The 21829-nt window shown below is 54.1% G+C and carries 18 protein-coding genes; 6 read left to right on the forward strand and 12 right to left on the reverse strand.

Going from position 1 to position 21829, the window contains the following annotated elements; translation table 11 throughout:
• Positions 1 to 22: 22 nt before the first annotated feature.
• A complete protein-coding gene (locus GC090_RS00840) occupies positions 23 to 457 on the forward strand; it encodes a DUF805 domain-containing protein (protein ID WP_006121293.1) in 435 nt (144 codons plus the stop codon).
• Here the strand turns inward: GC090_RS00840 and fpr are convergent.
• Positions 448 to 1194, reverse strand: a complete 747-nt coding sequence (fpr, locus tag GC090_RS00845; protein WP_006121294.1) for a ferredoxin--NADP(+) reductase — start codon at positions 1192 to 1194, stop codon at positions 448 to 450. The genes GC090_RS00840 and fpr overlap by 10 nt on opposite strands.
• 270 nt (positions 1195 to 1464) lie before the next feature.
• On the opposite strand from fpr, the gene emrD reads away from it, so the two are divergent.
• A complete protein-coding gene (gene emrD, locus GC090_RS00850; RefSeq protein WP_269750932.1) occupies positions 1465 to 2658 on the forward strand; it encodes a multidrug efflux MFS transporter EmrD in 1194 nt (397 codons plus the stop codon).
• Here the strand turns inward: emrD and glpX are convergent.
• The 3 genes from glpX to GC090_RS00865 form a co-directional block, all read right to left on the reverse strand.
• Positions 2648 to 3658, reverse strand: a complete 1011-nt coding sequence (glpX, locus tag GC090_RS00855) for a class II fructose-bisphosphatase (RefSeq protein WP_006121296.1) — start codon at positions 3656 to 3658, stop codon at positions 2648 to 2650. The two genes, emrD and glpX, sit on opposite strands and share 11 nt — an antisense overlap.
• 94 nt (positions 3659 to 3752) lie before the next feature.
• Complete coding sequence (gene glpK / locus GC090_RS00860) at positions 3753 to 5264, reverse strand: glycerol kinase GlpK (protein WP_324020684.1); 1512 nt, start codon at positions 5262 to 5264, stop codon at positions 3753 to 3755.
• Positions 5265 to 5293: 29 nt separating this feature from the next.
• On the reverse strand, positions 5294 to 6142 hold the full coding sequence (locus tag GC090_RS00865; protein WP_033738104.1) for an MIP/aquaporin family protein: 849 nt from the start codon (positions 6140 to 6142) through the stop codon (positions 5294 to 5296).
• Between the two features lie 418 nt (positions 6143 to 6560).
• Here GC090_RS00865 and zapB point away from each other — a divergent pair, with 418 nt between their 5' ends.
• Positions 6561 to 6800 carry a cell division protein ZapB gene (gene zapB / locus GC090_RS00870; protein ID WP_006121300.1) on the forward strand — a complete coding sequence of 80 codons (240 nt, stop codon included), beginning with the start codon at positions 6561 to 6563 and terminating at the stop codon, positions 6798 to 6800.
• 54 nt (positions 6801 to 6854) lie between these two features.
• Here zapB and rraA read toward each other — a convergent pair whose 3' ends face one another.
• The 6 genes from rraA to priA all read right to left on the reverse strand — a co-directional run bounded on the left by rraA (position 6855) and on the right by priA (position 13960).
• Positions 6855 to 7340 carry a ribonuclease E activity regulator RraA gene (gene rraA / locus GC090_RS00875; protein WP_006121301.1) on the reverse strand — a complete coding sequence of 162 codons (486 nt, stop codon included), beginning with the start codon at positions 7338 to 7340 and terminating at the stop codon, positions 6855 to 6857.
• Between the two features lie 160 nt (positions 7341 to 7500).
• The gene (gene hslU, locus GC090_RS00880; protein ID WP_006121302.1) at positions 7501 to 8838 is read right to left on the reverse strand and encodes an ATP-dependent protease ATPase subunit HslU; all 1338 of its coding nucleotides are present in this window, start codon (positions 8836 to 8838) and stop codon (positions 7501 to 7503) included.
• Positions 8839 to 8848: 10 nt separating this feature from the next.
• Positions 8849 to 9379, reverse strand: a complete 531-nt coding sequence (gene hslV, locus GC090_RS00885; protein WP_006121303.1) for an ATP-dependent protease subunit HslV — start codon at positions 9377 to 9379, stop codon at positions 8849 to 8851.
• Between the two features lie 88 nt (positions 9380 to 9467).
• Complete coding sequence (ftsN, locus tag GC090_RS00890; protein ID WP_324020685.1) at positions 9468 to 10409, reverse strand: cell division protein FtsN; 942 nt, start codon at positions 10407 to 10409, stop codon at positions 9468 to 9470.
• Positions 10410 to 10565: 156 nt separating this feature from the next.
• Complete coding sequence (gene cytR / locus GC090_RS00895) at positions 10566 to 11600, reverse strand: DNA-binding transcriptional regulator CytR (protein ID WP_006121306.1); 1035 nt, start codon at positions 11598 to 11600, stop codon at positions 10566 to 10568.
• A gap of 164 nt (positions 11601 to 11764) precedes the next feature.
• The gene (priA, locus tag GC090_RS00900) at positions 11765 to 13960 is read right to left on the reverse strand and encodes a primosomal protein N' (protein ID WP_006121307.1); all 2196 of its coding nucleotides are present in this window, start codon (positions 13958 to 13960) and stop codon (positions 11765 to 11767) included.
• A gap of 224 nt (positions 13961 to 14184) precedes the next feature.
• Between priA and rpmE the strand changes: the two genes are divergently transcribed.
• On the forward strand, positions 14185 to 14400 hold the full coding sequence (gene rpmE / locus GC090_RS00905; RefSeq protein ID WP_006121308.1) for a 50S ribosomal protein L31: 216 nt from the start codon (positions 14185 to 14187) through the stop codon (positions 14398 to 14400).
• A gap of 74 nt (positions 14401 to 14474) precedes the next feature.
• Here the strand turns inward: rpmE and metJ are convergent, their stop codons facing one another.
• A complete protein-coding gene (metJ, locus tag GC090_RS00910; protein ID WP_006121309.1) occupies positions 14475 to 14792 on the reverse strand; it encodes a met regulon transcriptional regulator MetJ in 318 nt (105 codons plus the stop codon).
• 269 nt (positions 14793 to 15061) lie between these two features.
• Here metJ and metB point away from each other — a divergent pair, with 269 nt between their 5' ends.
• Positions 15062 to 16222: a cystathionine gamma-synthase gene (gene metB / locus GC090_RS00915; RefSeq protein WP_006121311.1), complete on the forward strand. Its 1161-nt coding sequence runs from the start codon at positions 15062 to 15064 to the stop codon at positions 16220 to 16222.
• A gap of 2 nt (positions 16223 to 16224) precedes the next feature.
• Positions 16225 to 18657 (forward strand): bifunctional aspartate kinase/homoserine dehydrogenase II, encoded by a 2433-nt coding sequence (locus GC090_RS00920; protein ID WP_054632886.1) that lies wholly within the window; start codon positions 16225 to 16227, stop codon positions 18655 to 18657.
• 473 nt (positions 18658 to 19130) lie between these two features.
• Here the strand turns inward: GC090_RS00920 and ppc are convergent, their stop codons facing one another.
• The gene (ppc, locus tag GC090_RS00925) at positions 19131 to 21779 is read right to left on the reverse strand and encodes a phosphoenolpyruvate carboxylase (protein WP_006121177.1); all 2649 of its coding nucleotides are present in this window, start codon (positions 21777 to 21779) and stop codon (positions 19131 to 19133) included.
• Positions 21780 to 21829 lie beyond the last annotated feature (50 nt).

Consider the following 21829-nt stretch of genomic DNA (forward strand, 5'->3'; position numbering starts at 1 on the left):
AAATTTTGTCTAAGGAAAGTGCATGATAATCCAGCAATGGTTTTTCTCTTTTCGCGGGCGCGTAGGGCGTCGGGATTTTTGGCTCTGGCAGGCAATCTGGGTACTGCTAACCAGCCTGCTGTTTTTCCTGGCAGGTAACGATCTGCTGGACACACAGATGGCTGCGTTTGGCATCGTCTGCTTATTGTGGCCTGCCAGCGCGATTGTGGTTAAACGCCTGCACGATCGCGATCGCCGGGGCTACTGGGCCCTGCTGCTGATTGCCGCCTGGCTACTGATGGCGGGCAACTGGAGCATGACGGGAGAAGTGTTACAGTGGCTCATCGGGCGCGTACTGCCCTTTATTATCCTGGCCGGATTGATTCTGGATCTGGGGGTGTTTCGTGGCACCGTCGGCGACAACCGCTTTGGTGCCGCGCCGGTGCCCTTGCGTCTGAAACGCGCCCCTTACCAGTAGTTTTCGCTGGTGATATGGCCGGGTTTGCGCTTAAGGTGCTTACGCATACCGCGCGTCTCTTTCAGTAACTGCTGCGTATCACGTACCATCTGTGGATTACCACAAACCATGACATGGCTGGTCTCTGCGTCAATGGCTAACCCTGCTGCCTGCTCCAGCTTGCCATTCTCAATCAGGGCCGGAATGCGCCCCGTCAGCGACCCCAGACTTTCCTCACGGCTGACAACCGTGATGATCTGCAACTTACCGTTATAGATTTGCTGGAGTTGCTGCATCAGCGGTAAAAAGCTCAGGTCGGCGGCATAACGGGCGGCATGGACCAGGACGATATTATCGAAGCGATCCAGGCCTTCGCCCTGTTGCAGGATCGACAGGTAAGGGCCCACGGCGGTACCGGTCGCCAGCATCCATAGTGTTTGACATTCAGGGACTTCATCCAGAATAAAAAAGCCCGCCGCATCTTTGGTGATCATCACCTGCTCACCGGGGCGCAGCGCCTGCAGATGCGGGCTTAATTTGCCGTCGGGTACGGTGACTAAGTAGAACTCAAGCAGGTCGTCATTGGGTGCATTGACGTAAGAGTAAGCTCGCTGCACACGTTCGCCCTCAATTTCGAGTGCCAGTTTTGCGTACTGTCCGGCATGGAAGGGGGCAATCGGTGCCTTAACCCGCAGGCTAAACAGCGCATCGGTCCAGTTTTTCACTTCCTTCACTTGCGCATTGATCCACTCGGCCATAGTGACTCCTTAAGCGTTGATAGTCAGGCGGATAAACATCTTCGCTACTGCTCTGACAGATTACCAGTCGGTAACGGGGCAAAGGCTCTAATCGACAAACTGTAATATTAAGTTTACATCCTGGTTGCATTTATTGACGTGAATGGCGCACCCACTTTGTGTGATTCACTCGCTTTGTCACGTAATCCTGATATTTTCCTGCCACAACCTGTTTCAGCCGTTAGTTGTGCTGTTTAAACGTTCCTTTTCATACAGAATTTTTGTTCAATGATGATGAAGAAGATAGAAAATCGCCCGTTGTTGATCATGCTCATCGCATTGGTCGCAGTAGGGCAGATGGCTCAGACCATTTATGTGCCGGCAATGGCGGCAATGGCGGACGCACTGCAGGTGCGTAACGGCATGATGCAACATGTCATGGCGGCCTATTTAATGACCTATGGTGGATCGCAGCTGATCTATGGCCCGTTGTCTGACAGCGTAGGACGCCGTCCGGTGATCCTGGCGGGCATGGCGATCTTTATGATCGGATCAATTATCGCCTTACTGGCTTCATCACTGGATATGCTGGTCATTGGCAGTGCGATTCAGGGCGCGGGCACTGGCGTGGCCGGGGTGATGGCGCGGACCATGCCGCGCGACCTCTATAATGGCCATGCGTTACGTCAGGCGAACAGCTGGCTCAACATGGGCGTGCTTGCCAGCCCGTTAGTCGCGCCAGTGATTGGCGCAGCGTTGACACAACTGTTTGGCTGGCATGCCTGTTTCGCTTTTTTACTGCTGTTATGCATGATCGTGACGGTGACTATGGCGTGCTGGTTGCCGGAAACACGCCCGGTCAGCGCCGAAGTAACGCCGTTCCTTAAACGTTACATTCGTCTGTTACGCGATGCGAATTTTGTCCGCTATCTGGTACTGCTGATTGGTGCGCTGTCAGGCATTGCCGTCTTTGAGGCCAGCTGTGGTGTGCTGCTGGGCGGCGTACTGGGTCTGAACAGTTTTACCGTCAGTATCTTGTTCATTCTGCCCATCCCGGCCGCCTTCTTTGGGGCATGGTTTGCCGGGCGTGAGCAGCGTTCCTGGCACAGCCTGATGTGGTTTGGCGTCAACAGTTGCCTGCTGGCAGCAGTGCTGATGTGGGTGCCTGCCTGGTTTGGCATCATGACTATCTGGACGTTATTGATACCGGCATCGCTGTTCTTCTTTGGCGCGGGGATGCTGTTTCCCCTGGCGACATCGGGTGCCATGGAACCCTATGCCTGGCTGGCAGGAAGCGCGGGTGCATTGATTGGTGGTATGCAGAACCTGGGGTCCGGGCTGGTCGCTTCTTTGTCGGCGTTGATGCCACAGCGCGATCAGTTCAGTCTTGGCATGCTGATGTTCGTCACGGCGCTGGTGATGCTGCTCTGCTGGCTACCGCTTTCGCGGCAGCCAGCAGGTGACAATCAGGCGGTTACAGGATAAAAGGGTGCAGAGCTGGATCTTTACGGTCGAGATAATGTACAGACTGAATGCGGCGAATTGTGCGCGATTTGCCGCGTATTAACAGCGTTTCGCTGGTGGCCATATTGCCCTGACGAGTAATACCTTTCAGCAGGTCGCCGCTGGTGATGCCGGTAGCCGCAAAAACGACATTATCATTGCGCGCCATCGTCTGAAGTGGCAGAACCTTTCCGGCTTCGATTCCCATACCAGCACACCGTTTCAGCTCATATTCGCCAATGCGGCGGTTTTCCTCCGTGTCACCTTTCACATGGTGACGTGCCAGTAATCTGCCTTGCATATCACCATCCAGCGCACGGATAACGGCGGCTGAAACCACGCCTTCAGGCGCGCCGCCAATCCCGTACATCACGTCAACTTCACTGTCCGGCATACAGGTCAGTATGGATGCCGCAACGTCGCCATCGGGAAAGGCAAAAATGCGTACGCCCAGCGCTTTAAGCTGTTGGATGACAGCGTCATGGCGCGGCTTGGCCAGAATCGATACGGTGAGCTCTGAGAGCGGTTTATTCATGGCGATCGCGATATTACGCAGGTTAAGCTCAAGCGGTTGGTCCAGATTTATATGGCCGCGCGCCGCCGGACCCACGATAAGCTTCTCCATATACATGTCAGGCGCATGAAGAAAGGTGCCTTTATCGCCTACGGCCATGACGGCAAGCGCATTGGCTTGTCCCATCGCCGTCATGCGTGTGCCTTCAATGGGATCGACCGCAATATCTACCGCGTCACCCTGGCCGGTTCCCACTTTCTCGCCGATATAAAGCATCGGGGCTTCGTCGATTTCCCCTTCGCCAATCACAATCTGGCCATCGATCTGGATGGTATTTAAGACGTGACGCATGGCATGGACCGCCGCACCGTCGGCCGCGTTTTTGTCGCCGCGTCCTAACCATTTATAGCCTGCCAGCGCGGCAGCTTCGGTTACGCGGGAAAATTCAATGGCAAGTTCTCGTTTCATTGTAGGCACCTGACAAAAAACAGGCAGGCAGTGTAGCGGAGGGAGAAGGCGTGGAAAAGGCCCGTGACAGCCCAGGTCACGGGCATAGGGCAGATTACTCTTTTTCTTCCCACGCTTGCGCGCGCGCAACGGCTTTTTTCCAGCCGGCGTAGCGGAAGTTACGCTCTGTGGTTTCAAGCGTTGGACGGAATTCGCGCTCAACGACAGCCTTAGCACGGACTTCATCCAGGTCTTTCCAGAAGCCAACGGCCAGACCCGCCAGATACGCGGCACCCAGTGCTGTGACTTCGCGCACTTCAGGACGCTCAACGCGCGTACCCAGAATGTCAGACTGGAACTGCATCAGGAAGTTATTGGCAACCGCACCACCGTCGACACGGAGTGACTGAAGACGTGTGTTAGCATCGTTTTGCATGGCTTCCAGGACGTCACGCGTCTGGTAAGCGATGGACTCCAGCGTTGCACGGATGATGTGGTTTGCATTCGCACCACGTGTCAGACCGAACAGCGCACCACGCGCATAGGGATCCCAGTAAGGTGCGCCCAGACCGGTAAAGGCTGGCACCATATATACGCCGTTAGAATCTTTCACTTTCATCGCGAAGTATTCAGAGTCAGCCGCATCGCTAATCAACTTCATCTCATCGCGTAACCACTGAATGGCTGCGCCACCGATAAAGACGGCACCTTCCAGCGCGTAGTTCACTTCTCCACGCGGGCCGCAGGCAATAGTCGTCAGCAGACCGTGCGTTGAAGTCACCGCTTCGGTACCGGTGTTCATCAGCATAAAGCAGCCGGTGCCGTAGGTGTTTTTCGCCATTCCCGGCTGCACGCACATTTGACCGTAAAGCGCAGCCTGCTGGTCGCCTGCAATACCGGCGATAGGAATACGCGTACCGCCTTTACCACCGATGTTAGTCTGCCCGTATACTTCAGACGAAGATTTCACTTCTGGTAACATTTCACGCGGGATATCAAGAACATCCAACAGGCATTGATCCCACTCAAGTGTGTGGATGTTGAACAACATGGTACGTGAGGCATTCGTGTAATCGGAGATATGCACACGTCCCTGAGTCATTTTCCAGACCAGCCAGGTATCCACAGTACCGAACAGCAATTCGCCACGTTTTGCACGCTCACGCGCACCTTCAACGTTATCAAGAATCCATTTCACTTTGGTGCCGGAGAAGTAGGGGTTAATCACCAGACCCGTGGTGTGCTGAATGTATTCTTCCAGCCCCTCACTCTTCAGCTTGTGACAGTAGTCAGCGGTACGGGGATCCTGCCAGACAATGGCATTATAAACCGGTTTGCCCGTTTCTTTATCCCAGACGATGGTCGTTTCACGCTGGTTCGTAATGCCGATAGCGGCGATTTCATCAGAACGAATATCAGCATGGGCCAGCACTTCTACGAGCGTTGAACTCTGGGACGCCCAAATATCCATAGGGTCATGTTCTACCCAGCCCGCTTTGGGATAGATTTGAGTAAATTCGCGTTGCGATACCGCCACAATGTTAGCGTCATGATCCAGCACAACAGCGCGTGAACTGGTTGTGCCCTGATCCAGAGCGACGATGTATTTTTTATTGGTGGTAGTCATAAATTCATTCCTGATGATAAAAGTGGAACTTACGCTTTACGTTCATGCGCGGACGCAATCGGTTTGTCAGTGCTGGGTGAGGCAATCACCGCGCCGGGTAAATGGCGACCAATCAGGGCGCGATAACCAAAGGCACCCAGGCAAGCACCGACCAGTGGACCAAAAATTGGCACAAGGAAATAAGGGATCTGATGGCCGCCAGTAAAGGCAACGGAGCCCCAGCCAGCCAGCCATTCGAAAACTTTAGGTCCGAAATCACGAGCCGGGTTCAGCGCAAAACCGGTCAGTGGACCCATTGAACCGCCAATCACCGCTACCAGCAGGCCAATCAACAGGGGTGCCATTGGACCACGTGGAACGCCGTTGCCGTCATCCGTCAGCGCCATAATCACAGACATCAATACCGCGGTGATGACCATTTCTACCAGGAACGCCTGGCCCACGGAAATCTGTGGATTTGGATAGGTAGAGAAAATGCCGGCCAGACTCAGGCTTTCAACTGAACCGCGCACTATGTTATGACTTTGTTCGAAATTGATAAACAAGCTGTAGTAAAGACCATATACCAGCGCTGCGCCACAGAATGCGCCTGCGACCTGAGACAGGATATAAGGCACGACTTTGCGGCCTTCAAAATTAGCGAAAAGACAAAGTGCAATCGTAACGGCTGGATTGAGGTGGGCGCCTGATACGCCAGCACTGAGGTAGACCGCCATTGAAACGGCTAAGCCCCAGACGATACAGATTTCCCATTGGCCAAAAGAGGCGCCAGCCAGCTTAAGCGCGGCAACACAACCCGCGCCGAAAAACAGGATCAAACCGGTACCCAGAAATTCGGCAATACACTGACCTTTGAGTGTGGTTGTAGTCTGACTCATGATAGTTGTTCCTGAAGCGAGGTTAAATTTTATCAGTTTTTGTTCTCAGTCCGTGAGTCACCCATCTTCGTTGTAGGGCTGATGTTAATTTATCGTTAACGAGCATAAACGAGAAATAGCGAAATTGATTTTTGTGTGGCGCGTCAAAAAAATGCGCGTTTTCGCGTGTTTCAGTTTTCTTTAAGCGCCATTGAGTGCCTTTCTGCGGGCTTTCTTCAGGCTCTGACAGTAATGCGCGCAGCAAAAAGTGGTTTTTAGGGATAGGCTGAAAAGTGGTACTGACAGTGGACTGCAGGCCTGCGTTGCTGGACTTGCGGGATGAGGCTACATACAATCGGGACAACGTTGCTGGTAAACGCCTTGTGTGCGAAAGCTGGCATCATCAACGCCTTGCAGGATTTTAGGAGAGGTCAGAAAGATGTCATTTGAAGTGTTTGAGAAACTGGAAGCGAAAGTACAGCAGGCGATTGATACTATCACCTTGCTGCAAATGGAAATTGAAGAGCTGAAAGAGCAGAACAACAACCTGCGCAATGAGGCGCAGAACGCAGCCGGCAACCACGAAGCTCTGATGCGTGAAAATCAGCATCTGAAAGAGGAGCAGCATGTCTGGCAAGAACGCCTGCGTGCCTTGTTGGGAAAAATGGAAGAGGTTTAAGCCTCTGCTGATACAAAAACGGGTGCCACTGGCACCCGTTTTCGTTTGCAGACATTATTCAATATCAAGCGGGTCTTCCGACAAAATCATACCGGTGTTGTCTGCATACAGGTGATCGCCTGAGAAAAAAGTGACGCCACCAAAATTCACGCGCACATCGCTTTCACCAATCCCTTCGCCCGCTGCGCCCACCGGAATGGCTGCAATGGCCTGAATACCAATTTCCAGCTCTTCCAGTTCGTCAACCTGACGAACTGAACCGTAAACGACGATGCCTTCCCACTCATTCTGTGCTGCCAGACGCGCAAGTTGTGCATCCACTAACGCACGGCGCACTGAACCGCCGCCATCAATTAACAGTACGCGACCCCGGCCATTCTCTTCCAACAGATCGTAAAGCAGGCCGTTATCTTCAAAGCATTTCACTGTGGTTATCTGACCGCCGAATGAGGTCCGCCCACCGAAATTTGAGAAAAGCGGTTCAACAACATTCACTTCTTCGTGGTAGATGTCGCAGAGTTCAGAAGTATCGTATTTCATAAGGGTTTCGTCTGTTTGCCACAGGAGCGCTAAGTATATCGCTTTATGCTAATTGTTGGCAAAATCATCAATCGTAAAAAAACGGTACGGCATCAAGCGCATGCAGAAAAAAGCCCAGACGTAATGTCTGGGCTTTGATACAACGCATGGACGCGGAGTGTTACAGAATAAAGCGGCTTAAATCTTCATCTGCAACCAGTTCATCCAGATGCTTGCCGACGTAATCAGCATCGATGGTTACGGACTCTCCACTGCGATCGCTGGCATCGTAAGAAATATCTTCCATCAGGCGCTCCAGCACGGTATGCAGACGACGCGCACCGATGTTTTCGGTCGTTTCGTTGACCTGCCAGGCTGCTTCCGCGATACGGCGAATACCATCGTCGGTGAAGTGAATGTTCACGCCTTCGGTATTCATCAGCGCTTTGTACTGTACGGTGACGGAGGCATTCGGTTCAGTCAGAATGCGCTCGAAATCATTGACCGTCAGCGCCTGTAGTTCAACGCGAATCGGTAAACGGCCCTGTAGCTCAGGAATCAAATCAGACGGGCTGGCCACCTGGAATGCGCCCGAGGCGATAAACAGGATATGGTCAGTTTTAACCATGCCATGCTTTGTCGACACGGTACAGCCCTCTACCAGTGGCAGCAGGTCGCGCTGGACACCTTCGCGCGAAACATCGGGGCCACCGGCGTTTTGGCCGCCGCGTTTACAGATCTTATCGATCTCATCAATGAAGACGATGCCGTGCTGTTCAACCGCGTCGATGGCATCCTGTTTCAGTTCTTCCGGGTTAACCAGCTTAGCCGCTTCCTCTTCAATCAACAGCTTCATCGCTTCTTTGATTTTGAGTTTGCGTGGCTTTTGCTTTTGACCACCCAGATTCTGGAACATGGACTGTAGCTGGCTGGTCATCTCTTCCATGCCCGGCGGTGCCATGATTTCTACACCCGGCCCTGTTACAGCTAAGTCGATCTCGATTTCTTTATCATCGAGCTGGCCTTCACGCAGCTTCTTACGGAAAGACTGACGCGCAGATGAGGGCTCACTGGTGTGTTCAGCCTGTCCCCAGTTATTTTTTGCCGGCGGGATGAGGACATCCAGAATACGCTCTTCCGCCATTTCTTCTGCGCGGTATTTGTTCTTCTCAATGGCCTGGCTGCGCACCATTTTAATCGCGGAGTCCGTCAGGTCGCGAATGATGGAGTCGACTTCTTTACCGACATAACCCACTTCGGTGAACTTGGTGGCTTCCACCTTGATGAAGGGGGCGTTAGCCAGTTTTGCCAGTCGGCGAGCAATTTCCGTTTTACCCACACCGGTCGGGCCGATCATGAGAATGTTTTTCGGTGTCACTTCGTGACGCAACTCTTCATCAAGCTGCATACGGCGCCAGCGATTACGCAGCGCGATGGCCACGGCGCGCTTGGCGCTGTCCTGACCAATGATAAAGCGGTTCAGTTCGCTGACGATTTCGCGTGGAGTCATTTCAGACATGGTTAAATCCTTACGACTTAGACGTTAATTCTTCAAAATTAACGTTGTGGTTAGTGTAGATGCAAATATCGCCAGCGATATTCAGCGATTTCTCAACGATGTCACGTGCGCCCAGCTCTGTATTCTCCAGGAGTGCGCGCGCCGCCGCCTGGGCGAAGGGACCGCCTGAACCGATGGCAATAAGATCGTTTTCAGGCTGAATGACGTCACCATTACCACTGATAATCAGCGAGGCGGATTCATCGGCCACCGCCAGTAGCGCTTCAAGACGGCGCAACATCCGATCGGTGCGCCAGTCTTTCGCCAGCTCAACGGCCGCTTTCACCAGATGGCCCTGATGCATTTCAAGTTTACGTTCGAAGAGTTCAAACAGGGTAAAGGCATCGGCGGTACCGCCAGCGAAGCCAGCAATGACTTTATCGTTGTAAAGACGACGCACTTTTTTAACGTTGCCTTTCATTACGGTATTACCGAGCGTAGCCTGGCCATCACCGCCAATCACTACCTGGCCGTTGCGTCGAACACTTACTATTGTTGTCACGGGCAGACCCCTTTTACTGTCGGAAAAAAGCTCCGCGCACAAGGCGCGGAGGATCATGCAGACAGATATGGGGCGGGTTTGACGGGTTTCAACCCCCAATGGCGAGCGGAATGCAGCCGGAATGGCCTGACGCACGCAGACGTTTCAGCGTACTGTCGGCACTGGCCCGATCTTTAAAGGGCCCGACCACCACACGGTTCCAGCCGCCGCCGGAGGTGAGGCGACTTTCAAAACCTTCGAACGCCAGGGCAGCACGCACGGATTCAGCCTGTTCTGTTCCCTTGAACGAACCGCACTGCACCATCCAGCGTTGCGATGCCGCTTTTTCAGCAGGTTTCGTTTTCGCCGTATCCTGTGTCTTAGGCTGGGCGGTAGGTTCGCGTGTCACCGGCGCAGGTTGTGACTGCTGCTGGGTATTCTGCTGTTGCTGGCGCTGCGTATGTTGTTCCTGAATCTGCTGACGCGGCTGTTGTACCTGTTGCTGACGTTGCTGCACCTGCTGTTGCTGACGCTGGAATTGTTGCACCTGTTGTTGATGCTGGTATTGCTGAACCTGTTGTTGATGTTGTAGCGTTTGCTGCCGCTGTGCCGGGGTTTGCTCGTTCCACGGGACTTCGTTCAACTGGGTAGGCTGCTGGCGCATATCTGCCTGCATTTGTTCCAGCAACTGACGTTGCTCATCCGTCAACTGGGTATGTGACTGGACTTCGCCACCCGAGGTTGGTTCGCTGGGCGTTGGAACGGTAACCTGACGATTTTCAAGCTCTTTTATGTATTTCCAGCGTTCTTCAGGCTTGGGCGGCAAGCCATTACCGTTGGCTTTATGATCCGTAATGACCGGCACATCTTCCTTCTTATGATGCGCAAGGAACCATAAACCACCGGCAAAGGTCACTAATACAGCCACCGCCAGTACAATCATAAGTTTAGAGGTGCCTGAACCGCTTTTCGTTTTTTTACCACGGCTGGGGCTTTTCTTGCGACGCGTCCCTGTTGAACGCCCGCGGCCTACATAATCTTTTTTTGCCACTCTCGTCCTGATACCCTTCAAAATATGATGCCATTTGGGCGAATCCGTTGTTACCACACGCCCGGCAAGGAGCCCGCCATGTTACTTAAGGGCTGGAACTTTGACCAGCAATGATAGCCCTAAGAATCTCCTGAAAATAGCGGAACATTTTCTGTATCAACGCCCCATTTTTGCCAATGTTGTGCTACCGCGTATCACTAATTCTGCGTCGAGTAACTTTGACCCGCTCCGCGTGCCTTTCCCCTGAAGTTCGTTCAGCAGTAGCAGCACCGCTTCCCGGCCAATGTCAAAACAGGGTTGTTTCACCGTGGTCAGCGGCGGTTCGCAGTAGCGCGACAGCTCGATGTCATCGAATCCCACCACGGACAGGTCTTCCGGCACACGTAAGCCCAGTTTTTTTGCCTGACTGATGGCACCGATGGCCATGATATCGCTGTGACAAAACAGGGCCTGCGGGGGCTCGGCTAAGGTCATGAGCTGATTGATCGCGGCCACACCTGATTCGAAAGTGAAATCTCCCCGAACAATACAGGTCGGATCGACGCTAATCCCGCTGCGTCGTAACGCCTGTACGTAGCCCTGCAGACGATACTGACACAGGGCGACATCTTCCGGACCGGCCAGGCAGGCGATGCGTTTATGGCCTAACTCCAGCAGATGGTTAACGGCAACAAATGAGGCGGTAAGATTGTCGATATTCACCGTCGGCAACGACATCTCGGGATCGAACTCAATCGCCATCACCATGGGCGGAAGATTACGTTGTTCGTCCGGGCTGACGTCAAAAGGCAACTGCGCGCCCAGCAGCACCATGCCATCAATCTGACGTGTCAGTATCAGGTTGAGAAATGTCCACGCCTGCGGTTTCTGATGCGCACAATCGCCGATAAGCACGAGATAACCGGCTTCTGAGGCGGCGACTTCAACGCCGCGAATAATGTCGCTGAAAAAGGGATCGCAGATATTGGGGACGATCAACAAAATCGTTTGTGTGTCGTTGCGCCGGGAATGTCGTGTCATGCTTTGCGACGCATAGCCTACGGCCGCGACGGCCTGTTCCACCTTTTGGCGAGTGGCCGAAGAGACTTTTTCGGGATTCATCAGCGCACGCGACACGGTAGCAGTGGAGACGCCGGCTTTTTCTGCGACGTCTTTCATGGTGGCGGCGGCCGGCGGTTGATTCTGATCCAACACATGCTCCTGATGCGTAATCGCGCATTCAACGTTCGTATCGACGGGTATAAAAACAAGCCGGGCACTATTGTTATCGATTGGCCAACAAGGCTGTTACTTAATTTGCATAAAAATTGTGACTTATGCGACGTATTTCGATCCCGCTCGCAACCTGGTCGGCCTTAACTTTCGGTAGGATCGACATCCAGCGTCCACTTCACCTTTCGTGAGGCAGGCAAGGTTGTGACCAGCGGTAACGAACTGCTCAGCAACTGTTGCAGGCGTTTACGCGAGGGATGCTGAACCAGTAACTGCCAGCGCCAGCGGCCACTGCGTTTGGGCTGCAAGGCAGGTAACGGGCCCATAAACCACATTGACGCATCGTTATGCGGGCTGGCTTCCAGCATATTGCGTAGCTGTTGCAGAAATTCTGCAGCCTGATGATTATCCATGTCTTCTGCCCGGAATAAGGCATGGTGCGTCCAGGGAGGTAAAAAGACCGACTGGCGCTCCAGCAACGTTTGTTGTGCGAAAGCGAAGTAGCCCTGATGCAGCAGCGTTTGCAGCAGGGGATGATCAGGATGATGGGTTTGCAGTAAAACCTCACCTTGCTTACCGGCACGTCCGGCACGTCCTGCCACCTGGGTATACAGTTGAGCAAAGCGCTCCGCAGCACGGAAATCGGCTGAGAACAAGGCACCGTCTACATCCAGCAGCGACACTAAGGTGACATCCGGGAAATGATGACCTTTTGCCAGCATCTGCGTGCCAACCAGAATACGCGCGCCCCCGCGATGAACGTCGGCGAGGTGCTGTTCAAGAGCGCCTTTTCGGCTGGTGGTATCACGGTCAATGCGTGAGACAGGGACGCCGGGAAAAAGGGTGCCGAGCTGTTGCTCCAGCTGTTCCGTGCCCACACCGACCGGCAGTAAATGTGTTGAACCACATTGCGGGCACTGATGCGGCAGCGGTCGTTGACTGTCACAGTGGTGGCAACGCAACTGGCGGTGATGCTGATGCAGCGTGTAATAACGGTCGCAGCGCTGGCATTCGGCGATCCAGCCGCAATCGTGACAGAGCAGAGCCGGCGAAAAACCGCGGCGGTTCAGAAACAGCAGAACCTGGTTATCGGCTTTCAGGTGCTGACGCATTTTGAAGATCAGGGCGGGTGCCAGGCCACCAGTAAGTTGTGCCCCTTTCAGGTCGATCAACTGCTGCAGTGCCGGTTTAGCATTGCCGGCACGCTTCATCAGATCAAGCTGGCGATATTTACCGTTACGCACGTTATGCAGAGTTTCCAGTGCCGGCGTTGCGGATCCCATGACAACAGGAATGTCTTCTTCATGCGCGCGGAAAACAGCCAGATCCCGTGCCTGATAGCGCCAGCCTTCCTGTTGCTTATAGGAACTGTCGTGCTCTTCATCAATAATGATCACGCCCGGTCGCGCCATGGGGGTAAAGAGCGCGGAACGCGTACCAATAATGATGGCGTTTTCCCCCCGTCGCGCCCGCAGCCACACGGACAGACGCTCGCTGTCATTAAGTCCCGAATGCAGGACATCCACCGGCGCGTCAAAACGTTCACGGAAACGGGCAATGGTTTGTGGCGTCAGGCCAATTTCCGGTACCAGCACCAGTGCCTGTTTCCCCCGCGCCAGCACATTTTCCAGTACGCTGAGATACACCTCGGTTTTGCCGGAACCTGTAATTCCTGCCAGCAGCCAGGCGGCATAGTGCTCATCTTCTCCCCGAATGGCGCCCACCGCAGTCGCCTGATCGGTGTTCAGGCGCAGACGCTCACCCTTTACCGCAAACGCGGTTCGCCAGTCATGCATTTGCGGCTGGTGCTCGTGCAATTCGCAAAGCCCTTTCGCGCGCAACGCCTGCATAGCCGCCTCGGTCAGGTCATGTTCACTGACTTCATGACGATAGAGCGGTTGCTGGCGCAGCACCGCCAGACCTTGCTGCTGCCTGGGCGCGCGTTTAAGACTTTCCGGGGACGTCGCGCGGCCCTGTTCCGTGATTTCCCAGCGCCACAGGGGATCATCCTGAGCCGGTTTACCTTGTCTGAGGAGTACCGGAATGGCATGGCTGAGCACCTCACCCAGCGGAGAGTGATAATAGTCGGCTGCCCAGTGAAGAATGCGCCACAGAGAGGACGGAAACAGGGATTCCCTGTCCAGGACGGTAAGCACCTGTTTAAGCTGTGAGGTCGCCAGATCGCTGCTGTCAGAGAACGCCACCACAATGCCGATCATTTTCCGGTTACCAAACGGCACGATCACGCGACCGCCAGTCACCGGCTGCACACCCTCAGGCGGCAGATAGTCAAAAAGGCGGGGAAGGGGAACGGGCAGGGCAACCTGAACAACGGGCATAACTTTCTCTTTCCGGTTCATCTGACAGGGCGATTAGTGTACACGCTGGCGCACAGGACGGGTATCTCAGGCGACATTTGCAGCAGCAAACATTAGCCTGTATAATATGCCGCCTTCGGTAGGAAAGACCTTGCCGGAGTACACCATTAATGTTCAATCGCGTGTGGTGCTGCGCAGGTTTCGTCCTGGCGCGGAGAGCGACACGGCCTTCTATGAGGTTTCCCATGAAACAAGGTATTCACCCTAAATACGAAGCAGTTACCATCAACTGTACTTGCGGTAACGTGATTCACACTCGCTCTACGCTGACTCACGAACTGAACCTGGACGTTTGTGGTAAGTGCCACCCGTTCTACACCGGTAAGCAGCGTGAAGTTGCCACTGGTGGCCGCGTTGACCGCTTCAACAAGCGTTTCAGCGTGCCAGGCACCAAAAAATAAGAAACGGCATTCGAACATTTGTTCGGCGGCAAGAAAAACCCAGCTCAGGCTGGGTTTTTTTATGTCTGGCTGACTCAGTATTCCCAGGTGTCCGGGTCAATGCCCATCTCGCGCATAATTTTCTTCGCTTCTTCCGGGATTTCGTCGTTACGTTCTTTACGCAAATCGACATCATTTGGTAACGGTTGTCCGGTAAAAGCATGCAAGAAGGCTTCGCACAGGAGCTCACTGTTGGTCGCATGGCGCAGGTTATTCACCTGACGACGTGTCCGTTCGTCAGTCAAAATCTTTAACACGCTCAACGGAATAGAAACCGTGATTTTTTTAACCTGTTCGCTCTTCTTGCCGTGCTCAGCGTACGGGCTGATATATTCGCCGTTCCATTCAGCCATGGGATACCTTAATCAATAAAAGTTAAAAGTTACGAAATCAGCCGATTATGCCTGATTTTCTTCTACCGGACCCCTTCTCTGGCGGGTTTCTTCGTCCAACACAGGAAGAAAATGGGTTGAACGCCAGCATGGGCGCATAATTTTAGCGGTTATTGCGGCCATGCTCAATCTATACGCAAAGACATTTGGATGTCCAGATGTATTGACGTCTAAATGTAAGCTGATATCCTGTGGTCAGTTTATTTCTCACTTCAGGAACAGTTAGCCCTATGACGCGTAAACAGGCAACCATCGCAGTGCGCAGCGGTTTGAATGACGACGAGCAATATGGCTGCGTTGTCCCGCCCATCCATCTTTCCAGCACCTATAACTTCCATGATTTCAATGAGCCGCGAGCCCACGATTATTCTCGTCGTGGTAATCCTACGCGCGACGTTGTGCAACGCGCGCTGGCAGAGCTGGAAGGCGGGGCGGGCGCGGTATTGACTAATACCGGCATGTCCGCCATTCATCTGGTCACAACGGTTTTCCTGAAGCCTGGCGATTTGCTGGTGGCACCGCACGACTGCTATGGCGGCAGCTACCGTCTGTTCGATAGTTTAAGCAAGCGCGGTGCTTATCGGGTGAAGTTTGTCGATCAAGGCGACAGTGCCGCGCTACAGGCTGCGCTGGACGAGAAACCTCAGCTCGTATTAGTAGAAAGCCCCAGTAACCCGCTGCTGCGTGTCGTCGATATCGCGGCCATCTGCGACGCCGCGCGCAAAGTAGGCGCAGTAAGCGTTGTGGACAACACCTTTATGAGTCCGACGCTGCAAAATCCGCTGGCGCTGGGCGCAGATCTGGTTATTCACTCCTGTACCAAATATTTAAACGGGCACTCCGATGTCGTGGCTGGCGCTGTTATTGCCAAAGATCCTCAGGTCGCGACCGATCTGGCGTGGTGGGCGAATAATATTGGCGTGACCGGTTCCGCTTTTGACAGCTACCTGCTGTTACGTGGTATGCGTACGCTGGGGCCGCGTATGGCCGCTGCTCAGCGTAATGCGTTAGAAATTGTTGCTTATCTGAAGCAGCAGCCCCTGGTGAAAAAGTTGTATCATCCTTCTCTGCCAGAAAATGCCGGGCATGAAGTCGCTGCGCGTCAGCAGCGTGGGTTTGGCGCCATGCTCAGTTTCGAACTCGATGGCGATGAAGCGCGTTTGCGTCGTTTCCTGAAAGCGCTTGAACTGTTTACGCTGGCTGAATCACTGGGTGGCGTTGAGAGCTTAATCTCGCATACCGCGACCATGACACACGCTGGCATGTCTGCAGAAGCCCGTGCCGCAGCAGGTATTTCTGAAACATTGCTCCGTATTTCTGTGGGGATTGAAGACCACGAAGATTTAATTGCCGATTTGGATAATGCATTCCGGATCGCAGCAGAGGATTAACCATGACGATTTCAGCAGGCGCAGGAACGCCAAACAACAGACAGCTCCACAAGTTTGGTGGCAGCAGCCTTGCCGATGCACGCTGCTACCAGCGTGTTGCCAGCATCATGGCGGATTACAGCCAGCCAGGCGACATGATGGTGGTCTCAGCCGCAGGTTCAACGACCAATCAGCTGATTAGCTGGCTGAAACTGAGCCAGAGTGACCGCTTGTCCGCGCATCAGGTGCAGCAGACATTACGTCGTTATCAGAGTGAGCTCATCAGTGCCCTGTTGCCTGCCGAAATCGCCGAACCTTTAATATCGGCCTTTATTCGCGATCTTGAGAAGCTTGCCGGATTACTCGATGGTACCGTTACCGACGCGGTTTATGCGGAAGTCGTGGGCCATGGTGAAGTCTGGTCGGCACGTTTAATGTCCGCTGTGCTGAATCAACACGACCTGCAGGCCTGCTGGCTGGATGCGCGCGATTTTCTGCGTGCAGAACGTGCCGCGCAGCCTCAGGTTGATGAAGGAAAATCCTGGCCGTTGTTACAAACGCTGCTGGCCCAGCATCCCCATAAACGTATCGTGGTGACGGGCTTTATCTGCGCCAACGATGCGGGTGAAACCGTGTTGCTGGGGCGTAATGGCTCTGATTACTCCGCCACACAAATTGGTGCGCTGGCCGGTGTGGGACGCGTCACTATCTGGAGTGATGTGGCGGGTGTTTACAGTGCCGATCCACGTAAAGTTTCTGATGCCTGTCTGCTGCCGCTGTTGCGTCTTGATGAGGCCAGTGAACTGGCGCGTCTCGCCGCACCGGTGCTGCATACCCGCACCTTACAGCCCGTTTCCGGCAGCGACATCGATTTGCAGTTGCGCTGTAGCTATCAGCCAGAACAGGGCTCAACCCGTATTGAGCGCGTCCTCGCTTCCGGAACGGGCGCACGCATTGTGACCAGTCACGATGATGTGTGTCTGGTCGAAATCCAGCTTCCCGGGCAGCACGATTTTACGCTCCTGCGCAAAGAGATCGATCAGTTGCTCACGCGCGCGCAGATGCGCCCACTGGCAATGGGCGTTCATCCTGATCGTCAGCTGCTGCAACTCTGTTACACCTCTGAAGTGGTTAACAGCGCCTTCACATTGTTACAGGACGCAGGCTTACCCGGGCATTTACAGTTACGTGATGGCTTAGCGCTGGTAGCGCTGGTCGGAGCAGGCGTGACTCGTAATCCGTTGCATACGCACCGTTTCTGGCAGCAGTTGAAAGATCAGCCGGTTGAGTTTGTTTGTCAGTCGCCAGAACATATCAGCGTGGTGGCGGTCCTGCGCGTGGGGCCGACGCAGCATTTAATTCAGGGCTTACACAGCTCCCTGTTCCGTGCCGAAAAGCGAATTGGCCTGATGCTGTTTGGCAAAGGCAATATCGGCTCACGCTGGCTGGAACTGTTTGCGCGTGAGCAGGAAACCTTGTCAGCACGAACCGGTTTTGAATTTGTGCTGGCGGGTGTGGTCGACAGTCAACGCAGCCTGCTGAACTATGACGGGCTTGATGCCAGCCGCGCGCTGGCCTTCTTTGACGATGAAGCGGAAACACGTGATGAAGAATCGCTGTTTCTGTGGATGCGGGCGCATCCTTACGATGATCTTGTGGTGCTGGACGTCACCGCCAGTAAACCACTGGCACAGCAGTATCTGGATTTTGCCAGTCATGGCTTCCACGTGATTAGCGCCAATAAGATTGCGGGCGCGTCCGACACGCAAACCTGGCGTGAGATTCGCGATGCCTTCGAAAAAACCGGGCGTCATTGGTTATATAACGCCACCGTAGGCGCAGGTTTACCCATCAACCATACGGTGCGGGATCTGCGTGAAAGTGGCGATACCATTCTGTCGATTAGCGGTATTTTCTCAGGCACATTGTCCTGGCTGTTCCTGCAGTTTGACGGGACGGTGCCCTTTACCGAACTGGTGGATCAGGCATGGCAGCAGGGCTTAACCGAGCCGGATCCGCGTGTTGATCTGTCTGGCGAAGATGTGATGCGTAAGCTGGTCATTTTGGCCCGTGAAGCGGGCTATAACATTGAACCCGATCAGGTACGCGTCGAGTCACTGGTGCCCCAGAACTGTGATGAATCCGTCGACCATTTCTTCGAGAACGGTGACGAACTTAACGAGCAGATGCTGCAACGGTTTGAAGCCGCCCAGGAAATGGGGCTGGTCCTGCGTTATGTGGCACGGTTTGATGCCAATGGCAAAGCACGTGTGGGTGTGGAAGCCGTTCGTCCTGAGCATCCTCTGGCAGCCTTACTGCCCTGCGATAATGTGTTTGCCATCGACAGCCGCTGGTATCGCGATAATCCTCTGGTGATTCGCGGACCTGGCGCGGGTCGTGACGTCACGGCAGGCGCGATACAGTCTGATATCAATCGCCTCGCGCAACTCCTCTAAACAGGTTTCAACACAGGTGCTCCGGCACCTGTTTTTTTGCCCTGTTTCTGCTCGCCGATGTCATAACGTGCGGTAACGTTTGCCTGCCTGTGGCGCCATTTTGACTGGCGCTGAGGGGAGCATCGGTCACGTTGAATGTCTGAACGTCTCAATATGTTGGGGGGAAGCGTTGGGTGGTGGTGGCAGGATGCGTTTTTTTGCCGGTCAGCGCTAAACGGACAGATTACTCTTCATTCTTCCCTCCCCGGATCAGCGAAATGGCAGAGAAGCTATGGCATGCCATTGGTCACCTGAGCCTGCTACGAACAGGGTGAATATTCTGTCACGCGAAAGGGTAAAAGGCCGGCATTTCTGCAATCTGAAAGGTGCGATACCTTTTGCCCCCGCGTCAGTTGGGCGACCTGTAATGGCAATATGAAGATGACGTTAACTGATACGAAACAGGGCGGTATCAACCGCCCTGTTTCTGTGAGTTAACCTGTATTACGCATCCCTGCAGCGACACCGGCAATCGTTACCATCAGCGCCTGTTCGACGCGCGCATCCGGTTCTTCACCACGGGCTTCCTGTGCACGTGAACGGTGAAGCAGCTCTGCCTGGAGTACGTTCAGGGGATCGGTATAAACGTTACGCAGGGCAATCGATTCGGCAATCCACGGCTGGTCCGCCATCAGATGGGAATCGTTGGCGATGGTCAGCACCGCTTTAATATCGGCATCCAGCTGGTCACGCAGCTGTTTACCTAATGGCCATAACGATTTATCAACCAGTCGCTGATCGTAATACTCCGCCAGCCACAGGTCTGCTTTCGAAAACACCATTTCCAGCATACCAAGGCGGGTTGAGAAAAAGGGCCAGTCGCGGCACATGGCCTCAAGCTGATCCTGATGGCCTGCCAGCATCGCCTGCTGCAGGGCGGCGCCCGCGCCCAGCCAGGCGGGTAACATCAGGCGGTTTTGCGTCCAGGCAAAAATCCAGGGAATGGCGCGCAGGGATTCCACACCGCCCGTCGGACGACGCTTCGCCGGACGAGAGCCCAGGGGCAGCTTGCCCAGTTCCTGCTCAGGGGTTGCGGAACGGAAGTAAGGCACAAAATCCTTATTCTCACGCACATAACCCCGGTACATGGCGCAGGAGTCGGCAGAAAGCTGGTTCATGATATTACGCCATTCCGGTTTGGGTTCCGGCGGCGGCATCAGGTTGGCTTCCAGAATCGCGCCGGTATAAAGCGACAGGCTGGCGATAGTGACTTCCGGCAAGCCGTACTTGAAGCGAATCATTTCGCCCTGTTCCGTCACGCGCAGGCCGCCTTTGAGGCTGCCTGGCGGCTGGGACAGCAGTGCGGCATGCGCGGGTGCACCCCCGCGGCCGATGGTGCCGCCGCGTCCGTGGAATAGCGTGAGGGAAACGCCCGCCTTTTCGCAGGTTTTAATCAGTGCATCCTGTGCCTGGTATTGTGCCCAACTGGCGGCCATCACGCCGGCATCTTTCGCCGAGTCGGAATAGCCAATCATGACCATTTGTTTGCCCTGAATAAAACCACGGTACCAGTCGATGTTAAGCAGTTTGCTCATCACATCATTGGCATTGTTCAGGTCATCCAGGGTTTCAAACAGGGGAGCAACCGGCATAGCGAACGGAATGCCAGCCTCTTTCAGTAACAGATGGACGGCAAGGACATCAGACGGCGTTTTCGCCATCGAAATGACATAGGCTGCGATAGAGCCCTGGGGCGCTTCTGCCACTACTTTGCAGGTTTCCAGCACTTCGCGGGTTTCGTCACTCGGTTCCCAACTGCGTGGAAGTAAAGGGCGCTTGGAGTTCAGCTCACGGATAAGAAAAGCCTGCTTGTCGGCTTCCGACCAGCTTTCATAATCGCCCAGGCCCAGATAGCGGGTAATTTCAGCGATAGCTTCAGTGTGACGGGTGCTTTCCTGACGGACGTCGATGCGAACCAGCGGCACGCCAAAGCATTTCACACGGCGCAGCGTATCCAGTAACTGACCGTTGGCAATAATGCCCATGCCGCACTGCTGCAGGGACTGATAGATAGCGAAAAGCGGATCCCACAACTGCGCGTTGGAGACCAGCAGGTCTGCCGGGCGGGGCAAGCGCTCGCCTTTCAGGCGGCGCTCCAGGTAAGCCTGGGTAGACATTAGCTGACTGCGCAGACGCTTTAAGATCACGCGATACGGCTCCAGCGCCTCAGGATCGCCACTCAGCTCGGCAACTTCCTGACTGCATTCGGACATCGACAGTTCCGAAATCAACACGCCAATATCGCGCAGAAACAGATCGGTGGCTTTCCAGCGGCTGAGCTGCATAACATGGCGGGTAATGGCGGCGGTGACGTTCGGGTTACCGTCACGGTCTCCGCCCATCCAGGAGGTGAACTGCACCGGCACAAAATCAACCGGTAACTTAATGCCAAACGTCTCTTCTACCTGCTCATTCAGCTCACGCAAAAATGCAGGTACACCTTCCCACAGGCTGTTTTCAACGACGGCAAATCCCCACTTGGCTTCATCAACCGGCGTTGGACGGTATTTACGGATCTCATCCGTATGCCAGGCCTGCGCGACCAGTTGGCGCAGGCGGCGCATAATCTGGTTGCGTTCGTATTCAGAGATATCGCTGTGGTCGAGTTGTTCAAGACAGCTGTTGACCTCGCCCAGTTTGTGAATCAGCGTGCGGCGTGTAATTTCAGTAGGGTGCGCGGTTAAAACCAGTTCCAGGGAAAGTGATTCAATGGCTTTATGAATCGCACTTTCACTGAGATTATTTTGCTTGAGGGTTTCAAATGTTTTTTTCAACAGTTCAGGGTGGTTTGCGCCATCGCCGCTGCGGGAAATCGTTTGATACTGCTCAGCCACGTTAGTGAGGTTGAGGAACTGACTAAAGGCACGCGCCACGGGCAATAACTCGTCATTTGACAGGTTTTGCAGCGTATTCAGCAATTCCTTACGATGAGTGTCATTTCCTGCACGGGATGACTTAGAGAGCTTACGGATGGTTTCCACCTGGCCCAGGATATTCTCTCCCAGCGCATCCTTAATCGTATCCCCGAGCAGTTTGCCGAGCATACTGACATTACTTCGCATTGCGGAATATTGTTCGTTCATGTGACCCTGACACCCTTATCGTCTTGATAAACCTCTATACCCGCCTTTTC

This window comes from Pantoea sp. JZ29 (genome assembly GCF_035190385.1).
GTDB classification, from domain to species: Bacteria; Pseudomonadota; Gammaproteobacteria; order Enterobacterales; family Enterobacteriaceae; genus Pantoea; species Pantoea stewartii.

Excerpts from the sequence above, each read along its gene's own strand:
- GC090_RS00840 (WP_006121293.1), top strand. The coding sequence starts at position 23 with ATGATAATCCAGCAATGGTTTTTCTCTTTTCGCGGGCGCGTAGGGCGT.
- fpr (WP_006121294.1), bottom strand. The coding sequence starts at position 1,194 with ATGGCCGAGTGGATCAATGCGCAAGTGAAGGAAGTGAAAAACTGGACC.
- emrD (WP_269750932.1), top strand. The coding sequence starts at position 1,465 with ATGATGAAGAAGATAGAAAATCGCCCGTTGTTGATCATGCTCATCGCA.
- glpX (WP_006121296.1), bottom strand. The coding sequence starts at position 3,658 with ATGAAACGAGAACTTGCCATTGAATTTTCCCGCGTAACCGAAGCTGCC.
- glpK (WP_324020684.1), bottom strand. The coding sequence starts at position 5,264 with ATGACTACCACCAATAAAAAATACATCGTCGCTCTGGATCAGGGCACA.
- GC090_RS00865 (WP_033738104.1), bottom strand. The coding sequence starts at position 6,142 with ATGAGTCAGACTACAACCACACTCAAAGGTCAGTGTATTGCCGAATTT.
- zapB (WP_006121300.1), top strand. The coding sequence starts at position 6,561 with ATGTCATTTGAAGTGTTTGAGAAACTGGAAGCGAAAGTACAGCAGGCG.
- rraA (WP_006121301.1), bottom strand. The coding sequence starts at position 7,340 with ATGAAATACGATACTTCTGAACTCTGCGACATCTACCACGAAGAAGTG.
- hslU (WP_006121302.1), bottom strand. The coding sequence starts at position 8,838 with ATGTCTGAAATGACTCCACGCGAAATCGTCAGCGAACTGAACCGCTTT.
- priA (WP_006121307.1), bottom strand. The coding sequence starts at position 13,960 with ATGCCCGTTGTTCAGGTTGCCCTGCCCGTTCCCCTTCCCCGCCTTTTT.
- rpmE (WP_006121308.1), top strand. The coding sequence starts at position 14,185 with ATGAAACAAGGTATTCACCCTAAATACGAAGCAGTTACCATCAACTGT.
- metJ (WP_006121309.1), bottom strand. The coding sequence starts at position 14,792 with ATGGCTGAATGGAACGGCGAATATATCAGCCCGTACGCTGAGCACGGC.
- metB (WP_006121311.1), top strand. The coding sequence starts at position 15,062 with ATGACGCGTAAACAGGCAACCATCGCAGTGCGCAGCGGTTTGAATGAC.
- GC090_RS00920 (WP_054632886.1), top strand. The coding sequence starts at position 16,225 with ATGACGATTTCAGCAGGCGCAGGAACGCCAAACAACAGACAGCTCCAC.
- ppc (WP_006121177.1), bottom strand. The coding sequence starts at position 21,779 with ATGAACGAACAATATTCCGCAATGCGAAGTAATGTCAGTATGCTCGGC.